Annotated in this window: 16 protein-coding genes and 2 tRNA genes; 8 read left to right on the top strand and 10 right to left on the bottom strand. The window is 60.5% G+C overall.

Features of this window, described 5'->3' with window-relative positions:
* Positions 1-6 precede the first annotated feature (6 nt).
* The 6 genes from DKK75_RS01425 to coaD form a co-directional block, all read right to left on the bottom strand.
* The gene (locus tag DKK75_RS01425) at positions 7-1,947 is read right to left on the bottom strand and encodes an acetolactate synthase large subunit (protein ID WP_110451676.1); all 1,941 of its coding nucleotides are present in this window, start codon (positions 1,945-1,947) and stop codon (positions 7-9) included.
* A 216-nt stretch (positions 1,948-2,163) separates the two neighbouring features.
* A complete protein-coding gene (gene rnc / locus DKK75_RS01430; protein ID WP_110451786.1) occupies positions 2,164-2,925 on the bottom strand; it encodes a ribonuclease III in 762 nt (253 codons plus the stop codon).
* Between the two features lie 142 nt (positions 2,926-3,067).
* Entirely contained in the window at positions 3,068-3,262 is a 195-nt protein-coding gene (rpmF, locus tag DKK75_RS01435; RefSeq protein WP_110451677.1) for a 50S ribosomal protein L32, read from the bottom strand.
* Between the two features lie 64 nt (positions 3,263-3,326).
* Positions 3,327-3,947: a YceD family protein gene (locus DKK75_RS01440; protein ID WP_110451678.1), complete on the bottom strand. Its 621-nt coding sequence runs from the start codon at positions 3,945-3,947 to the stop codon at positions 3,327-3,329.
* Entirely contained in the window at positions 3,944-4,633 is a 690-nt protein-coding gene (locus tag DKK75_RS01445) for a cell division protein (RefSeq protein WP_258333104.1), read from the bottom strand. Before DKK75_RS01445 ends, DKK75_RS01440 begins: the two co-directional genes overlap by 4 nt.
* On the bottom strand, positions 4,633-5,142 hold the full coding sequence (gene coaD, locus DKK75_RS01450) for a pantetheine-phosphate adenylyltransferase (protein ID WP_110451680.1): 510 nt from the start codon (positions 5,140-5,142) through the stop codon (positions 4,633-4,635). The genes DKK75_RS01445 and coaD overlap by 1 nt, the downstream gene beginning before the upstream one ends.
* 62 nt (positions 5,143-5,204) lie before the next feature.
* On the opposite strand from coaD, the gene DKK75_RS01455 reads away from it, so the two are divergent.
* Positions 5,205-5,516 carry a DUF3039 domain-containing protein gene (locus tag DKK75_RS01455; protein WP_110451787.1) on the top strand — a complete coding sequence of 104 codons (312 nt, stop codon included), beginning with the start codon at positions 5,205-5,207 and terminating at the stop codon, positions 5,514-5,516.
* Between the two features lie 15 nt (positions 5,517-5,531).
* Here the strand turns inward: DKK75_RS01455 and DKK75_RS01460 are convergent, their stop codons facing one another.
* Positions 5,532-6,551, bottom strand: coding sequence for an aldo/keto reductase (locus DKK75_RS01460; RefSeq protein WP_110451681.1), 1,020 nt, complete (start codon positions 6,549-6,551; stop codon positions 5,532-5,534).
* Positions 6,551-7,897: a nicotinate phosphoribosyltransferase gene (locus DKK75_RS01465; RefSeq protein WP_110451682.1), complete on the bottom strand. Its 1,347-nt coding sequence runs from the start codon at positions 7,895-7,897 to the stop codon at positions 6,551-6,553. The genes DKK75_RS01460 and DKK75_RS01465 overlap by 1 nt, the downstream gene beginning before the upstream one ends.
* 107 nt (positions 7,898-8,004) lie before the next feature.
* On the opposite strand from DKK75_RS01465, the gene DKK75_RS01470 reads away from it, so the two are divergent.
* From DKK75_RS01470 to DKK75_RS01485, 4 genes are all read left to right on the top strand, one after another.
* Positions 8,005-8,643 carry a Pr6Pr family membrane protein gene (locus tag DKK75_RS01470; RefSeq protein WP_181414391.1) on the top strand — a complete coding sequence of 213 codons (639 nt, stop codon included), beginning with the start codon at positions 8,005-8,007 and terminating at the stop codon, positions 8,641-8,643.
* Positions 8,644-8,709: 66 nt separating this feature from the next.
* The gene (gene rph / locus DKK75_RS01475) at positions 8,710-9,474 is read left to right on the top strand and encodes a ribonuclease PH (RefSeq protein WP_110451684.1); all 765 of its coding nucleotides are present in this window, start codon (positions 8,710-8,712) and stop codon (positions 9,472-9,474) included.
* A 35-nt stretch (positions 9,475-9,509) separates the two neighbouring features.
* Complete coding sequence (rdgB, locus tag DKK75_RS01480; RefSeq protein ID WP_110451685.1) at positions 9,510-10,199, top strand: RdgB/HAM1 family non-canonical purine NTP pyrophosphatase; 690 nt, start codon at positions 9,510-9,512, stop codon at positions 10,197-10,199.
* A 636-nt stretch (positions 10,200-10,835) separates the two neighbouring features.
* Positions 10,836-13,358 carry a hypothetical protein gene (locus tag DKK75_RS01485; RefSeq protein ID WP_258333105.1) on the top strand — a complete coding sequence of 841 codons (2,523 nt, stop codon included), beginning with the start codon at positions 10,836-10,838 and terminating at the stop codon, positions 13,356-13,358.
* Between the two features lie 78 nt (positions 13,359-13,436).
* On the opposite strand, the gene DKK75_RS01490 is transcribed toward DKK75_RS01485, so the two are convergent.
* A tRNA-Leu gene (locus tag DKK75_RS01490) sits at positions 13,437-13,517 on the bottom strand.
* A 39-nt stretch (positions 13,518-13,556) separates the two neighbouring features.
* A tRNA-Thr gene (locus DKK75_RS01495) sits at positions 13,557-13,629 on the bottom strand.
* 120 nt (positions 13,630-13,749) lie between these two features.
* Here DKK75_RS01495 and DKK75_RS01500 point away from each other — a divergent pair.
* The 3 genes from DKK75_RS01500 (at position 13,750) to rplS (ending at position 17,292) form a co-directional block, all read left to right on the top strand.
* Entirely contained in the window at positions 13,750-14,874 is a 1,125-nt protein-coding gene (locus tag DKK75_RS01500; RefSeq protein WP_110451687.1) for a mannose-1-phosphate guanylyltransferase, read from the top strand.
* Positions 14,875-15,002: 128 nt separating this feature from the next.
* A complete protein-coding gene (pgi, locus tag DKK75_RS01505; RefSeq protein ID WP_110451688.1) occupies positions 15,003-16,700 on the top strand; it encodes a glucose-6-phosphate isomerase in 1,698 nt (565 codons plus the stop codon).
* A 220-nt stretch (positions 16,701-16,920) separates the two neighbouring features.
* Positions 16,921-17,292, top strand: coding sequence for a 50S ribosomal protein L19 (rplS, locus tag DKK75_RS01510; RefSeq protein ID WP_110451689.1), 372 nt, complete (start codon positions 16,921-16,923; stop codon positions 17,290-17,292).
* The last annotated feature ends 128 nt before the right edge of the window (positions 17,293-17,420 follow it).

Here is a 17,420-nt window from a genome sequence, read left to right on the forward strand (position 1 = left end):
CCTTTTCTACTTGTTCATGCGACCGGCGGCGTCGTTGGCCATGGCTGCCCGGTCGGCTCCGGTCTGCTCATGCGGCTCCGGCTGTTCCTGCTCCGGACGGATGCCCGCCAGGGGTTGCACGCCTGGCTTGTAGATGATGGTGTCGTTGGATGCGCCAGCAGGGACCATGGGCCAGACCATGGCGTCCTTCCAGACGCGGAAATCGATCAGGACTGGTCGGTCGGTCACTGCGTTGGCCTGGTCGATGGCCTCCAGGGCCTGCTCCTGTGTAAAGGCTCGCAGTCCTATGCAGCCATAGGCCTCGGCAAGCTTGACGAAGTCGGGGACGCCGTTGCCGTCTGTGGGCTTTGCGCCGCCGTCCTCCAGGCTGGTCTGGGAGTAGTGGCTGCCATAGAAGAGAGTTTGCCACTGGCGGACCATGCCGTAGACCGAGTTGTTGAGTATGGCGATGCGGATAGGCAGTCCCGCCTGTCTGGCCGTGGCCAGTTCCTCGGAGGTCATCTGGAAGGAGCCGTCCCCGTCGATCAGCCAGACGGACCTCGGATCCTCCTGTTCTCTGGTGCCGATGGCCGTGCCGATGGCGGCGGGAAGACCGTAGCCCATGGTCCCTAGCCCGCAGGAGGAGACCCAGGAGCGGGTGCGTTCGAAGTCGATGAACTGACTGGCCCACATCTGGTGCTGACCTACGCCGGATACCCAGATCGTGTTGGGATCGGCCTTGTTGCTCAGGGTCTGGACCACCCACTGGGGGGCCAGGGTGCCGTCCGGGCTGGGCTCGAAGGTGGTGGGGTAGTCGTGCCGCCAGCCGTCGATCAGCCGCCACCAGGGCTTGAGGTCGGGCTTGCCCAAGGTGCGCTGGGCTGCCTTGAGCGCTGGGATCAGATCGTCCAGCACCTGGCCCACGTCACCGACGATGGGCACGTCCGCCTGTCGGTTCTTGCCGATCTCAGCCGGATCGATGTCGATGTGGATGACTCGGGCCACCGGGGCGAAGTCCTCCAGGCTGCCGGTCACTCTGTCGTCGAAACGCGCGCCCACGGCCACCAGCAGGTCGGAGTGCTGGATGGCTCCGTTGGCGGCTACCGTGCCGTGCATGCCGGGCATTCCGAGAACAGCTGGATCGGAGTCAGGCACGATGCCTCGTGCCGGCAGCGTGGTGACCATGGGGGCACCAGTAGCTCGAACTAGTTCCTGGACCTGCCGACGGGCGTCTGACCGGACTGCGCCGCCGCCCACATAGAGGACGGGCCTGTGCGACTGGACCAGGAGCCGGGCGGCATCGTCCAGGACGTGCCCGTGTGCCCGCGTCACCGGGTTGTAGCCGGGCAGGATCATCTCCTGCGGCCAGGAGTAGAGCATTTTGCCGTTCTGGGCTGTCTTGCTCAGGTCCACCACCACCGGGCCGGGTCTTCCCGAGCTGGCGATGTGGTAGGCCTCGGTCATGACCCGGGGGATGTCCTGGGCCTTGGTCACCAGATAGGAGTGTTTGGCCACCGGATAGGTGATGCCCACGATGTCGGCCTCCTGGAAGGCGTCGGTGCCGATGGAGTCCACGCCCACCTGTCCGGTCACCACTACCAGGGGGACCGAGTCCATCATGGCATCGGCTATGGGGGTGACCATGTTGGTCGCTCCGGGTCCTGAGGTCACCAGGCAGACTCCGACCTTGCCCGTGGAGACGGCGTAGCCCTCGGCTGCGTGGCCAGCGGCCTGCTCGTGGCGGACTAATGTGAAGTTGAAGCGCACCTGGTCGTCGATGGCGTCGTAGGTGGGCAGAATGGCCCCTCCCGGAACCCCGAAGACCTGGGTGACCCCAAGATCCTCCAGGGACCGAATCAGTGCCTGGGCTCCCGTCATGGATTCGCCCTGGGCAGGGACATCCTTGTCGTCATGGTTCCAGTTCTTGGGTACCGAGCTGAACGCTTGCAGAGGTGTCGGCAGACTCATGTTTCCTCTCGACCTCCAGACTGCGCGCCGACCTGCGGCCGTGCATGTCGAAATACGAACCTGTGGGAGCGTCGGCGAGGTAGGCGGACGAATCCCGATCAGGAGGAGGCACCTGAACCGTTCGTGACGGCAGGCCCCCGGTTATGCCCATAGTCTAAACAAGGGTCTGGTCGGAGTGCTGCCGCAGTACCGTATGCCGGAATTCCAGCCAGGGCCTCAGGAGGTTTGCTCGGCGTGCAGGGTCGCAAGCAGTTCCTGGTCGTCCAGTTGCTTCCACCCCTGGGCTGCAGCAGCCAGTTGGGCTTTTCGCTTGCTGCTGGCTCGGCCCTTGCCAATCACGGTCCCGCCGTCCTGCAGTCGCAGCTCTGCGGTGAAGACCTGGGCGTATTCCGGCCCGGAGACCGCCATGGTGTACCGGGGTTCGCCTAAGTCCAGCTGGTGGGCCTTGACCGTGATCGAGGTTTTCCAATCGAGTGCCGGCCCCTCGGTGGCTACCTCGGCCAGGGTGTCGTCAAGAAGGGTATGGACGGTGGCCCGGGCTCCCTCGATGCCGTGTTCCAGAAAGACTGAGCCGATCAGGGATTCGACGGTGTCGCAAAGTATGGAGTCCTTGTCGGCCCCGCCGTTTTCGCTCTCTCCCCGGCCCAGAAGAATATACTGACCCAGGTGCAGCTTCTCCCGCGCGATAGCCGACAGGGCCTCCTCGGAGACCGCCTTGGCCCGCATCTTGGCCAGCTGGCCCTCGGTCATGTCGGGATGAACCTTGTATAGGGTCTCGGTGGCCACCAGTTCCAGAACAGCATCGCCCAGGAACTCCAGCCGCTCATTATTGGGCATTCCCGGGTGTTCATGGGCGAAGGAGCGATGGGTCAGGGCATGCACCAGCAGCTCCGGGCTGATCCTGCCGCCCAGGGCCTGGAAGAGCTCCTCGGCCGCCTGGTTGCCGGGGTCCAGCTGCCCCTGTTCGTCCTGCTGCATATGTTTGTCATAGTCCTTCCTGGAGTGCCCTGTCTGCATGGCCCTTCTCGCTTTCTCGGCCTTTCCGCCTGATGATATGGAAAAACCCCTGCCACCCGTCGATGGCCGGGGTTCCCTCATTGCGTGCTGATCGCCGATTGGCTTACTTGCTGAACTGCGAACGAATTGCGTCACGGTAGACGCGCCCACGATACGTGCCGCAGCTGGGGCACGCCATATGCGGCAGCGCAGGAGCTCCGCAGTTGGGGCAGGTCACCGTAGCGGCGGCCTGGGTCTTCCAGTTGGCGCGCCGGGAATGGGTGTTGGCGCGCGAGGTCTTGTACTTTGGCAGTGCCATATTGTCCTCTGTTTCGATCGAATACTTCGAGCTTAAGCGTAGAGCAGTCTACCGCAACCTCCGGTCATTCGCCAGTCTGGCCGTTGCTGCCGGGGTTCTCCTCCTGCTCCAGACGCTGTTTCAGCCCCTCCAGGGCCGCCCAGCGGTCATCCAGCATCTCGTGGCGATGGTCAGGATGGTCATTAAGATCCATGCCGCACTGGGGGCACAGGCCTCGGCAGTCTGGTCGGCACAAGGGCTGCAGGGGGAGGGCCTCCACCAGGGTGTCGCGCAGCAGGGCCTCCAGATCCATGAAGGCACCCCCCGTGGCTAGCGGGTAGGTCTGACCGCTGGCCTCCTCCTGATCGGCCAGGATCTCCTCCTTGCCATGGGTTGGCTCCGGTTCGGGTTCCTTGTAGGGGAAGAAGACCACCGGATCGTCCTGAATGCTGGTATTTACGGGTCTCAGGCAGCGGGTGCATTCCGTCTTCAGGGGCGCGCTGATGTGGGCCTGCAGCAAGAGTCCATCCACCAAGGAGTCGATGTTGCCAGCTACATGCACGGGTGTTCCTGCAGGGATGCCCACCACCTGGTCGCCGATGCCCTCCGGGGCTGGAAAATCACGATCTACCCGGGTGCTTTGTCCTGCTCGCGTCGACACCTGGGCCACTGAAACTGCCCAGGGGGAATCCTCCGGTCTGCTCATTCCCGTGTCTCCTTTCCCTCGTCAGAGGCTGACGCGTTCATGCTACGCGCCGCTTCCTGCTCACGCTGGTGGAGAACCTCCAGGCCGGCACGCACATCTTGGCTCATCTTGTTCAGCTGAGTGTCAAGCTCGCCCATGACTTGGTCTGCATATCCGTTGGCCCCCTGGACCAGACGGTCTGCCTGAGCCTGGGCCGTGTCGATGATGGTCTGGGCTTTCTGCCGAGCTATGGCCACTACGTTCTCCTGACCGGCTAGGAAGCGGGCCTGCTCGCCGGCCTCTTTGACGATGTCTGCAGCCCGACTCTGGGCGTCGGATACGGTGGCGTTGGCTTGAGTCTGCGCCGTGTTTAGCCGACGCTCAGCCTCCCTCATGAGCGCCGAGGCCCGCTCCAGCTGCACTGGCAGCATTTTCTTGAGTTCGTTGAGGTCATCGGTCAGCTCGTCTCGATCCACCTTGACCAGCTCCGGACTGAAAATGGGGGCCTTGGCCTCATCCAGCATGGCCTGGATCTTGTCGATGATGTCATAGACGGTGGTGAATTCCGATCGGGGATTCCTGCTGTCGCTCCGATCCTCCTGCAGATCGGGCAAGTCCTTCATGTCGACTGTGCGCCTGGGGCCGCCCGCTCTGGTCGAGTCATCGATAGGCTCGTCATCGTCCTTTTCCTGGGCCTGCTCGTTCATTATTGGCTCTTTTCCGTGTGCAGTATGTCCTTGTGCAATGTGCTGGTCAGCGCGTCCACGACGCTGTTGGGGACCATGCCGGCGATGTCTCCTCCGTGCCTGGCCACGTCCTTGACGATGGTGCTGGAGATATGCTCCCGCATCGGGTCGGCCGGCAGGAAGAGCGTTTCCACCCCGGACAGCTTGCGATTGACCAGGGCCATGCCCAGCTCGGCCTCATAGTCCCCGTTCTGCCGCAGTCCCTTGACGATCACCGAGGCTCCAACCTGACGGCAGTAGTCGGTGATCAAGCCGTCGGTCGAGGTTACGGTGATGTTCGGGTATCCGTCCTGGTCCAGGGCATGGCGGATCATAGCCACCCGCTCCTGCTCGCTGAACATAGGGGTCTTAGCGGCGTTCACGGCCACAACTACGTGAACCGTCTCAAAGAAACAGGCGCAGCGTTCAATCACATCCATGTGGCCGGAGGTAACCGGATCGTATGAGCCAGGGCATACAGCGATAGTCATGCTTCTCAGCGTAGCGCGTCATAGGGAGCGAACGTGGAGGTTGCCGCCGTACCATGGATGTCATGACTGGAAGCAAAAGCAATCGCATGGAGGATCCAGAGCGGGAGCAGAACCCTGACCAGAGCACTGGCACAGCCGTTCTGGACCGTCCGGACACGGAGACCGCCGAGAAGACCCGTCTGGATGACCAGGGCGATGCCGATAGGTTCGCCCACTACGTCTCCCGTGAGCGCATCGCCGAGTCCAAACTGACCGGTCGACCCGTTGTGGCCCTCTGCGGCAAGGTCTGGGTGCCCAAGCACGACCCATCCCAGTACCCGGTCTGCCCGGACTGCAAGCGCATCTACGAACAGATGACCGGCGGCAGCCACTGAGCTGTCCAGTCTGCTTCAGGACTGGCGGTCCACGGCGATCCTGTCGATCGTTTTCAGCTCCTCCTGGCTGAAATCGGCCGACTGGACGGCCTTGAGGTTGTCGATGATCTGCTGGGGCTTGGAGGCGCCGATGAGCACTGAAGTGACAGCCGGGTCCCTGAGCAGCCAGGCCAGGGCCATCTCAGCCAGACTTTGGCCGCGTTGGCATGCCAGGTCGTTCAGAGCCTGAATCTGCCTCAACCGCTGAGGAGTCAGCGCAGACTCCTTGAGGAAACGACCGTCGGCCCGAATTCGGCTGTCCTCGGGTATCCCATGCAAATAGCGGTCGGTCAGCAGCCCCTGGGCCAGCGGACTGAAGGTAATCAGCCCCTTTCTTTCCTTCATTGCGGCCTCTTTGAGACCGTTATCCTCAATGGTTCTGTCGAAGATGGAATAGCGGTTTTGGTTGATGACGAAGGGAACGTGCATCTCGGTCAGGATGGCCGAGGCCCGTTTCATGGTCGGCCCGTCGTAGTTGGACAGTCCCAGGTAGAGGGCCTTGCCGCTGGTAACCGCCTGGGCCAGGGCGCCCATGGTCTCCTCCAGAGGCGTATCCGGGTCGGGGCGGTGGTGGTAGAAGATGTCCACATATTCCAGTCCCAGCCGTTTCAGGCTTTGGTCCAATCCGGACAGGAGATGCTTGCGCGAGCCGAGGTTCCCGTAAGGACCAGGCCACATTTCATATCCGGCCTTGGTGGAGATGACCAGCTCCTGGCGGTGGTGGCTGAAGCACCGCCGCAGAATGATCCCCATGTTGCGCTCGGCAGCACCCGGTCCTGGGCCGTAGTTGTCGGCCAGATCGAAGTGGGTGATGCCGTGATCGAAGGCCGTCGTGCACAGCTCCTGCATCCGTTCCAGTGGCGTGGCGTCGCCGAAGTTGTGCCAGCAGCCCAGGCAGATGGGCGGCAGTTTCAGGCCGCTGCAGCCACAGCGCCGGTAGGTTGTGGAATCGTACCGGTTCGGGTCGGGCAGGTAGGTTTCGGATTGCGCGCTCATCAGATGCTCCTGACCAGGGTGGGCAGGACCGGTTCGCCCTTCATCAGGCTCAGGGCGTTGATGGGCAGCTCCTCAAGGGCCTTGGCCCTGTGCTCTCGGGCATCCAGGACGGCCTGCCCCCCTTGGTAACCTGGCATGCTCTGACCATGGTCCACGTAGGTGACCAGCAGATCCCGCCAATCCTGCTCGGGTGCATAGGCGGCCAGAGCCTTCTCGGCGCCCGAGATCACATGCTCAGCATCGGCCACCCCGTTGTGGTAGGAACGGTAGGCCAGCTTGCGTCCTGGCACCGAGGCCTTGCCTGCCGACTTCTTGGCTACGGCCTCCATGTTCCCGTTGGAGTTCTCGCGCTCGGTCAGCTTGTAGACCATGGCACAGGTTGGGGCTCCCGAGCCGGTGACCAGCATGGTGCCCACTCCGTAAGAGTCCACCGGGGCGTCCTGCAGGGAGGCTATGGCGTACTCGTCCAGGTCGTTGGTGACGGTGATGGTAGCCTTGGTGGCTCCCAAGGAGTCCAGCTGGGCACGGACCTGCTGGGCCAGCGAGCCTAGATCTCCGGAGTCGATACGCACTCCGCCCAGCTCCGGTCCCGCCACCTCGACGGCCGTCCTGACGGCCTCCTCGATGGAATAGGTGTCGGTCAGCAGGGTGGTCCCCTTGCCAAGGGCCTGGATCTGCCCCTGGAAGGCCTCGCGCTCGCTGTCATGCAGGAGGGTGAAGGAGTGGGCTGCGGTTCCGATGGCCTTGAAGCCGTATTGCTTGGCCGCCAGCAGGTTTGATGTCCCTTGGAATCCGCCTACTATGGCCGCTCTGGCTGCAGCCACGGCTGCGTATTCGTTGGCCCGGCGCGCGCCCATGTCCATGCAGGGCCGGCCCTTGGCCGCGGTGACCATGCGAGAGGCGGCCGAGGCCACGGCTGAATCGTAGTTGAGTATGGAAAGGATCAGGGTCTCCAGCAGTGTACATTCGCCGAAGCCGCCTTCGACCTGCAGAATAGGGGAGTCGGGGAAGAATATCTCGCCCTCACGGTAGCCGCGGATGGTCCCGGTGAAGCGGAAGTGCTCCAGCCAGTCGATGGTGGTAGGACTGACGATGCGGCGGTCGGACAGGAAGCGAAGCTCCTCCTCGCTGGGGTGGAAATTCGCCAGTGCATCCAGAATGCGTCCGGTGCCTGCCACCACTCCATAGCGGCGTCCCGCAGGCAGGTGTCGGGTGTAGACTTCAAAGACGGATCGGCGCCTGGCCGTACCGTCCTGCAGGGCTGCATCCAGCATGGTGTATTCGTACATGTCGGTCATCAGAGCCGTAGATGCTCCGCTGTTCTCACTATTGTTTTCGGCGTTCATATCTTCCCCTTTGTAGGTGGAAAAAGCCCTTGGTTAGCCCCAAGTCTAATCCTCTGCTGACTGCTTGGCTTGCCCTGCCCTCTCAAGGTCGGGCTAAGCTGGTCCGCATGAGATTCGTCGTGGGCATCTACCGATTGCTGATCGCCTTCTTCTGCCTGGGCGGCACCTACGAGGCCTGGCTGCTGGGGATCGGCAACAAGTGGGTCTATTTTACCTTCCAGACCAACATTGCCCTGGGCCTGGTCATGCTCTGGGCTGGTGCGGCCACCCTGCTCAGGGGCATCCAGCCCCCCGCTTGGCTCAAAGGCTGCCTGACGCTCTACATCGTCATCACCGGTCTGGTGGCCCTTCTGGTCCTGGGTTTGAACAGCACGGACTACAAGCTGGTCCTGGGCGTCCGGACTACGTTGATGATTCACGTCATCAGTCCCATCATGGCTTCCGTCGACTTCCTTCTGTTCGATCCCCATCGCCGCTTCCGCTGGCATAACGTGCTGACCTGGCTGATCTATTTCCCCTTCTACGTGGCCTTCGTGCTGATCCGCGCCGCCATCTGGCCTCATTCAGGACCGCAGCCAGACGGCGATCCGTACCCCTATGCCTTCCTGGACCTCGGGCACCTCGGATGGACACAGTTGATGATCAACATGGCTGAGTACCTAGTGGTCTTCTTTGCCCTCTCACTGGTCATCTTCCTGATCGATCGCATCCTGCCGGCCAAGACACCGCTGACCATCGATAGGTAGACAGCTGGCGGAATAATAGGGGCCAGACCAGGCAAGCCTGGATGGAACGAGAAAGGATCATCGCTGATGGTTGCTATCAAGGACATGCTTCAGGAGGGTGCCGTGCTGCGACCTGACGGCAGGGCGGCTGATGAGTTGCGACCGGTCGTCATTACCAGGCACTGGACGGAGGCCCCCGAGGGATCGGTGCTGATCGAGTGCGGCAAGACTCGGGTCATGTGCACGGCTTCTTTCACGCCGACCTTGCCCCGTTGGCGCAAGGACTCAGGTCTGGGCTGGGTCACGGCCGAGTACGCCATGCTTCCCAGGGCCACCAGCGACCGAACTGCGCGCGAGTCCGTCCGGGGAAAGGTCGGCGGCCGCACCCAGGAGATCAGCCGGCTGATAGGTCGCTGCCTGCGCGGCGTGGTGGATATGAAGGCCTTGGGCGAGAATCAGATCCAGCTGGACTGCGACGTGCTTCAGGCCGATGGCGGGACCCGTACAGCCTCGGTAACCGGCGCTTATGTGGCCATGGTCGATGCCCTCAGATGGGCCCAGGACCATCATCACATCCGCAACGCCGACAAGGTGATCAGGGATTGTGTTTCGGCTGTCTCAGTGGGCATCATCGATGGCAAGCCCATGCTCGACCTCCCCTATCTGGAGGACAGCCGAGCCATGACCGATATGAACGTGTCCATGACGGGAGCCGGCGACTTCATAGAGGTACAGGGAACAGCGGAGCATCGTCCGTTCAGTCGGCAGGAGCTGGGCCTTTTGCTGGACCTGGCCTCCAAGGGGAACAAGGAGCTCCAGGCTGTTCAGCGCAAGGCTCTGGCAACCGACTGATGCCCGGGGCAGGCATTTCAGCGAGGAGGATCAGCATGGGGCAGACCAGAAAAGTGGTTGTGGCCACGCATAACGAGGGCAAACTGCGTGAGCTTCGTCGCATACTTGACGACCTCCTGGCTGATGAGGGGCGGAGGATTGAACTGGTTTCAGCCGGCCAGCTGGGCCTGCCCGATCCGGTGGAGACCGGCGCCACCTTTCAGGAGAATGCTCTTCTCAAGGCGGAGCAGGCCGCCCGGGGATCAGGCCTGCCCGCGCTGGCGGACGACTCAGGGCTGGTCGTTGATGTGATGGGCGCCGCTCCGGGGATCCTCTCGGCAAGATGGAGCGGCCGCCACGGCGACGACCAGGCCAACATGGACCTCTTGCTGAACCAGCTTCAAGACATTCCTGACGACCACAGGGGAGGGCGGTTTGTCTGTGCTGCCGCTCTGGTCGTCCCGGACGTGCCAGGGTACGCCGTCCGAGGGCGTCAGATGACCAGGATCGGCGAGATGCCCGGGAGCATCATCCGCCAGCCACGAGGGGAAAACGGGTTCGGCTATGACCCGATCTTCGTACCGAGGGATCAGCCGCAGGGCAGCGGCAAACAGCAACTGCTGACCACGGCGGAAATGACCTCAGACCAGAAGAACGCCATATCGCACAGGGGCAAGGCATTGGCGGCCATCATGCCAGTTCTCATCAGCTGGGTGCTGGGAAAAGACCATATCAAAGTCTCATAGGCCTGGCGGATGAAGAACTGCAAACGGCCGCGAAGCACCAGTTGTGAAACACCCCCATCTGAATCCCCGATCATGCTTTCAGTTTCGGTACTCTTGAATCATGTAAAGGGAAAAGAAGACATCATAAGTCAAGATCTGATACTTGAGCTCTGCAGTTGGTTGGCCTGCATTTTGGACAAATCAAGTATGCGGTTCATCTGATCCTGATGATGGTCTTCTTGTGATTCGGGGGGTAACGTATTGAGGCGATTGCAAGAACGGAGAGGTCGGGGCGCAGTACATGCGGGCCGCTCGATCATCGCTGCTCTGACAACCCTTCTGGCGACGCTTGCTATGGTTGTTCCGTTGGGGCTCAGCGCTTTGTCGGCCAATCAGGCCAGTGCCGCAGATGGGCAAGGCGAAACGGCAAGTGCAAAGCCTGTTCTCTATAAACTTCTGGCGTATAACGACAAGATCGATTCCTATCAGGATGAGCTGCGTATGGACTTTGTCCTGCGTGTGAAACACCGTGCCTTCGATCCGCAATGTCAAAATGGGGACGATTCTTCTGCTTATGGAACGCAATCCTGCACTTTGTCCTTCTTCTACGAATTTGAGGGAGAGACCAATAAAACGCACTATCGGCGACTGCGCTATATGCAGACCATACCGTCTGACAGCAGTGATCCCAATAATCCAACCACTATTGCCAACCCTAGCGCCGGTGCAGTGAAATGGGCCTATAACCAGGATGAGTATTTTACGGTCCATAAGGTGATCAACTCTGGTCTCTATGACTTTTTGGTAATCTCCATAGAGGGAGATTTGTCGTATGGGGACAAAAACGACAACCCGCAATATTATCAGACGGGGGGATATCCTCAGCCGCTCAACCTCTATGCGGTTGTTGGTCCGCAGAACACCTTGACCTGCGGCTCTTCCCAGTGGGCTTACGGTGACAATGATTGCACTGACTTTCATGCTGAATCCTTGACCGGTTTAGGCGATACGGTTTCCAATATCACTGCAGATCAGGGGAAAAACATAAAACTGTATATGGGCGATTGCTACGCCAGCGATCCGAATCGCTGCAGCGGGCCTGCCTCCTTTGTCGGCTGGGACAATTATCCGCCGCTATGGAGCGGTCATCAGGCCAATTGGGGCCTGGTAACTGATTATGGGCTTTCAGTTGATCTGGGCAACAATCAAAGCCAACCCTATAGTCCAGGGGTGGCACCGCCTAAATCCTTCTTCGTCTTTTGGTTCAATGTCCGCGGCGGGAGCAATACATGCTCCAAGACCGATTCCTACTACTACCAGTGGGTTGGTCTTAAAAACAGCCAGTGGATGCCCGTCGATTCCTTGACCCCTAAGCCCGTACTGGTAGGCAATAAACAACAAATCAGCCAGAACAACCGAATGACAACCTCCTGGGGCATTCAATACAATGTGGCAACCAACAACCCCGATAACTCCGGCGTTCAGTCCTCGAATATAGCGCAGCCGGCGACAGGTCCGGCAAACGAGCTGAACGTGAACGCGGCAAATCCCACGGGCCCGCAAGCAAAAGACGGATCAATCGATTTCAAGCGCATCAAGGAGCAAGAAGGCTTCGACGGGTACTTCAAGCTGGTTACCTGGCCTGTGACCAGGAATATGAATGACACCGGTACCAGCAACAACTGCACGGTCAATCCTGAAGTATACAACCCTATGAATGCGGGCCTTGCCGGCATAACGGACAATATGGATGATGCCCAAAAGGTCAGGAATCTGGACACAGGGTGGACGATTGACACTGCCTTCTATAAGTTTGATGTGCCTCGTCCCAGTGATCCGACTATCACCAGTGTCGAGAATGGCGTCAATAGTCCTTGGGATCCCTCAGGAAGCGTCTATACCAGCAAGCTCAATCCTGTAGTCAGTGGTGAGTGCACTCCCTCCAATGACACCGCTCGTCCAAATAAGGTCACGCTTTACGGCGAGGATCCCAATAATGCTTTCAAGGAGGGGCAGGGCCAGAACGGCGAGGACTTGGTGAAAAACTCGGACTCCTGGGGATTCAAACTGGGAGAGACTGAATGCAAGCCCGATTCCACGAGCAAACAGGGAGGATCCTGGCAGATACAGGATGACAATGCACAATATCCGTCGCCCGATCCAGGCAACAAGTACAACAGGTACAGGCGATACCACGCCTGGGTGACCGAAACCGCCTCCGGGTTCGGGCTGACTTCGTTCTTCTCGAACATAAAAACAGCCTATTTCGTCTCCAATGAGAAGGCGCCTGGGGACAATCTCTCTGTCACAGTGCCTCATACGAAAAACGGGAATCTGCCGGCAAACTCGGTCGTCTCCTTCAAAGGGGAGGTGTCACCTATAAATACAGCCTGGACCTCAGGAAAACTGGGAATGGCCGATTCCAGCATGGCCATCTCCATGAAGCAGAATGCAGCTTCAGACTGGACCAGCCTGGTGACCACTCCAATCGGCACCTTCCAGAGGAATGCAGCGATCAATGCCTCGTCTACATATACGGATCCTGCATCACGCTCTGTATTGAAGGTGGTAAAGACGGCAGCGTCCACCTGGTCCTGGACGCTGAACATACCTGTTGACAAATTCAATGGCTATAACGGTGACGACCAAACGGAAAAGTACGCCTTCCGGGTTGTGCTGATCAACCCGATGAATGTCTCCTCAGATCCTGCTTTGATCAACCGAAAGGTCGATATCACTCCTACCACCCTGTCCTTGGCGCGGTTCGATGTCGCCCAGGTAGCCGGCAAAGCATATAAATATGTCAACGGAAGCAAAAAGGTTCCTGAGACCAAAGGCACCGTGGTCCATATAGTCTGGCCAGACAATACCAGCACGGACGTCACCGTGGGAGACCAGGGCTCATGGCAGACGAGTCCGCCTGAAGGCATAAAGCAGGGGGTGCTCACCGTTCAGGTTCCTTCTGATGATGCTGAAAGCACCGATTCCGCGAGCGGCAACTTCCGGGGCGGAAACGAGTCAGCTCTGAAGTCCTACACGCTGGAATCCCGGCCAATCATCTCCTCTCTGCCCTTCGCTGGAGGATGGCCGCTTTCCGCGCTCAAGATCCTGCTGATGCTGGTGCTCGGACTGGCCGGGTTTGTCGCCTGTCTAAGGAACAAACAGGAGAGCCGATACTGATTCTGACGGAATAACGCAAGGTCTGCCCTCACCTCATGAAGTTCGCAGGAGGAGAGCGGACCTTGCTTGTAAAGCCTGTGCGCGAGATGGGACTCGAACCCACACGTCCGAAGACACAGGAACCTAAATCCTGCGCGGCTACCATTACGCCACTCGCGCGTACGACATACCTTACCGGTCCGAAGGAACTGGTGAAAGAGCCACTTGACAGAATCGAACTGTCGACCTTCTCATTACGAGTGAGACGCTCTGCCAACTGAGCTAAAGTGGCCTTGGCCTCCTGCCCGGACCCGCCGGATGAAGACAACATGCTACATCATACTGGATGCACGAGATAAAAACGCCTTGGCTTTCAGTCATGGGTGTACAAGCTTCTTGACACAATGAAAGCATGGATCTCGATGATTTCTATGCCGTCATTCCGGCCGGTGGCGTGGGCACCCGGCTTTGGCCATTGAGCCGCCAGGACCGGCCAAAGTTCCTCTACGACCTGCTGGGGTCAGGCAAAACAATGATCCAGGGCACCTTTGACCGGCTGGCTGGCATCTGCGGGACTGATCATGTGGTCGTCTCCACCGGACAGCGACATGTGGACCAGGTTCGTCAACAGCTTCCCGATTTGGCTGAGGATGCGCTCTTCGCCGAACCTGTTCCTCGCGATTCCACGGCGGCCATAGCCCTGGCGACTGCCGTGCTGGCCCAGCGGCACGGCGGAGAGATCATCGTTGGCTCCTTCGCCGCCGACCACGTCATTCGAGACGACCGCGCCTTTGCTTTTTCGGTGGGCCAGGCGGTGGCTGCGGCCAGAGCAGGCTATGTGACCACCATCGGCATCGCCGCCTCCCGTCCGTCCACCGCCTTCGGCTACATTCACCAAGGACCCTCCCTGGCTGATCGCATTCCCGGGGCCCCGGATGCCCGCCTGGTCAGCGAATTCGTCGAGAAGCCGGATGCCTCTACAGCACAGGCTTACCTGTCAACAGGGGAGTACCGATGGAATGCCGGCATGTTCGTCATGCAAGCGCAGGTGCTCCTGGACTGCCTGAGTCGTTACAAGCCGGAGCTTCACGCCGAGGTCATGGCCATCGCCCGGGTCTGGGACCAGGATGAGCGTGCCCGCAGCCAGGCCATGGAGGAGCACTGGCCAGGCATCGAGAAGATCGCCTTCGACTATGCCATAGCCGAGCCGCTATCGGCGGCTGGCGGCGTGGCTGTGGTGCCTGGGGGGTTCGACTGGGACGACATCGGTGACTTCAATTCAGTGGCAGGTCTGCTTCCGTCGTCCAATAGACGCAACATCAAGATTCTGGGGGATGCCGACCGGGTCATGTATCTGGATTCCGCTGGAGATATGGTCGTGCCCGGCGCCCAGCGCACGGTCGCCCTTCTAGGCGTGGATGACATGATCGTCGTCGACACTCCCGACGCTCTTTTGGTGGCCCCTCGGGCCCGGAGCCAAGAGGTCAAGGACATGGTGGCCAAGCTGGCCCAGTACGGCCGTGACGACATACTCTGAAAACAATCCAGCCGTCGAACAATATTGACCGATTTTGTTGTCTTCTGTCTGCTTTTGTGAGTAGTTTGGGGTACAGAACCGGGTGCTCGTCAGACCCGGCATCACGTCAGGAAAGGACCCGAACAACCATGGCCATCAATCCTCCAGTGGACGCTACCAGCACCAAGGCCTGGGCAGCCTTGCACCAGCACTTCGACGACATGCAGCGTCAAGGGATCGATCTGCGCGCATGGTTCGCCAAGGACCCGCAGCGCACCGAAAAGCTCAGCTTCGAGCTGGGCGATCTCTATATCGACCTGTCCAAGAATCTGATCCAGCCCGAAACCCTGTCCTTGTTGGCTCAGCTGGGCCGCGAGGTCGGTCTTGAAGAGCGAATCGAGGCCATGTTCACCGGTGAGCACATCAACAATACCGAGGACAGGGCTGTTCTGCACACAGCCTTGCGCCGGCCCGAGGAGGACCGTGGTCGTCTGATTGTGGATGGCCAGGATGTGGTGGGCGATGTCCGCGACACCCTCAGGCGCATCTACGCCTTTGCCGACCAGGTCCGCTCAGGAAACTGGACCGGTCTGACCGGCAAGCGGATCACCACTGTGGTCAACATCGGCATCGGCGGCTCTGACCTTGGCCCGGTCATGGCCTACGAGGCCCTGAAACCCTATGCGGATGCAGGCATCAGTGCGCGCTACATCTCCAACATCGATCCCAATGATCTGGCCGAGAAGACACGCGATCTGGATCCGGAGACCACGCTCTTCATCATCGTTTCCAAGACCTTCACTACACTGGAGACCCTGACCAATGCCCGCCAAGCCCGCGCCTGGCTCCTGAAGAGCCTGGCTGAGCGCGGTCTGCTGTCCGAGGATGGCGAGGACCGCTCGGCCGAAGCCATTCGCCGACACTTCATCGCCGTTTCGACCGCACTGGACAAGGTGCGTGACTTCGGCATCGATCCAAACAACGTCTTCGGCTTCTGGAACTGGGTTGGCGGCCGGTACTCGGTGGATTCCGCCGTGGGCACCTCCCTGGCTATCACCATCGGCCCGGAGCGCTTCGAGGAGTTCCTCAAGGGCTTCAACACTGTCGACCGCTACTTCCGCGCTACCCCTCTGGATCGAAACGTGGTAGCCCTGATGGGTCTGCTCAACGTCTGGTACGTCAACTTCTTCGGCGCCCATTCGCACGCCGTGCTGCCCTACGACCAGTATCTGCACCGCTTCCCGGCCTACCTGCAGCAGCTGACCATGGAGTCCAACGGCAAGTCCGTGCGCTGGGACGGTACGCCGGTGACCAGCCTGACCGGCGAGATCTTCTGGGGCGAGCCCGGCACCAACGGCCAGCATGCCTTCTACCAGCTGATTCACCAGGGCACTCGTCTGATCCCCGCTGACTTCATCGCCTTTGCCAATACCCCCAATCCAGCCAAGGATGGCGACCAGGACGTGCACGAGCTCTTCCTGGCGAACTTCCTGGCCCAGACCAAGGCACTGGCTTTCGGCAAGACCGCCGATGAGGTCCGCGCCGAGGGCACTCCCGAGGCCATCGTCCCGGCCCGGGTCTTCACCGGCAACAGGCCGACCACCTCCGTCTTCGGCGATGCGCTGACCCCGGCGGCCCTGGGCGAGCTGATCGCCCTTTACGAGCACATCACGCTGACCGAGGGCACGGTCTGGGGCATCGATTCCTTCGACCAGTGGGGAGTTGAGCTGGGCAAGAAGCTGGCCCGCGAGATCACGCCGGCCATCTCCCGGGATGATCAGGCGCTGGCCGATCAGGATCAGTCCACTAAGTCCCTGATCGCCTTCTACAGGGCCCACCGCCGCTGATGTCGTGCCGGGCCCCTGCAGGTCCGCTTGGTGGTATATTATTGGACAGTTGTTTGCCGGAGGGGCAGTTGCCGCATGGGCTCCCTTCCTTTCAGGTCCAGCCGGATGCTCCGGCGGATCGGCACCCCCGACGGCAGACCGTCGGGTTCGTCCAGGATCGCCTCCTTTGGGGGTGCGGTCCATGTCATGGGTCGATGTGCGGCGGCCATGGAGGAACAGCATGAACGCGATTCAGGAATTTGACGCCAGCCACATGAAGCCTGCGGAGCAGATCCCAGACTTCCGCCCTGGCGACACCGTCGAGGTCAACGTCAACATCACTGAGGGCAACAACTCCCGTATCCAGGCTTTCACGGGCGTGGTGATCGCTCGCCAGGGCTCCGGCGTGCGCGAGACCATCCTGGTGCGCAAGGTCAGCTTCGGCGTGGGCGTCGAGCGTCGCTTCCCCCTGCACTCCCCGCAGATCGACTCCATTAAGGTGCTGCGTCACGGCCGCGTCCGCCGTGCCAAGCTCTACTATCTGCGCGGACTGCACGGCAAGGCCGCCCGCATCGTCGAGCGGCGCGACAACAAGGCTGAGGCTGCCAAGTAGAATTCGACCAAGGCGATTCAGCCCAGGCTTGGCCGCAGACACCCGGGATGCAATTCTCCCGGGTTTTTCTATGCTTGAGTGTGTACGCTATGAGGCATGAGGAGCCTACTTGCCTGCGGGTTTCGACG

It is taken from the genome of Bifidobacterium asteroides (assembly GCF_003202695.1).
Lineage (GTDB): Bacteria > Actinomycetota > Actinomycetes > Actinomycetales > Bifidobacteriaceae > Bombiscardovia > Bombiscardovia asteroides_G.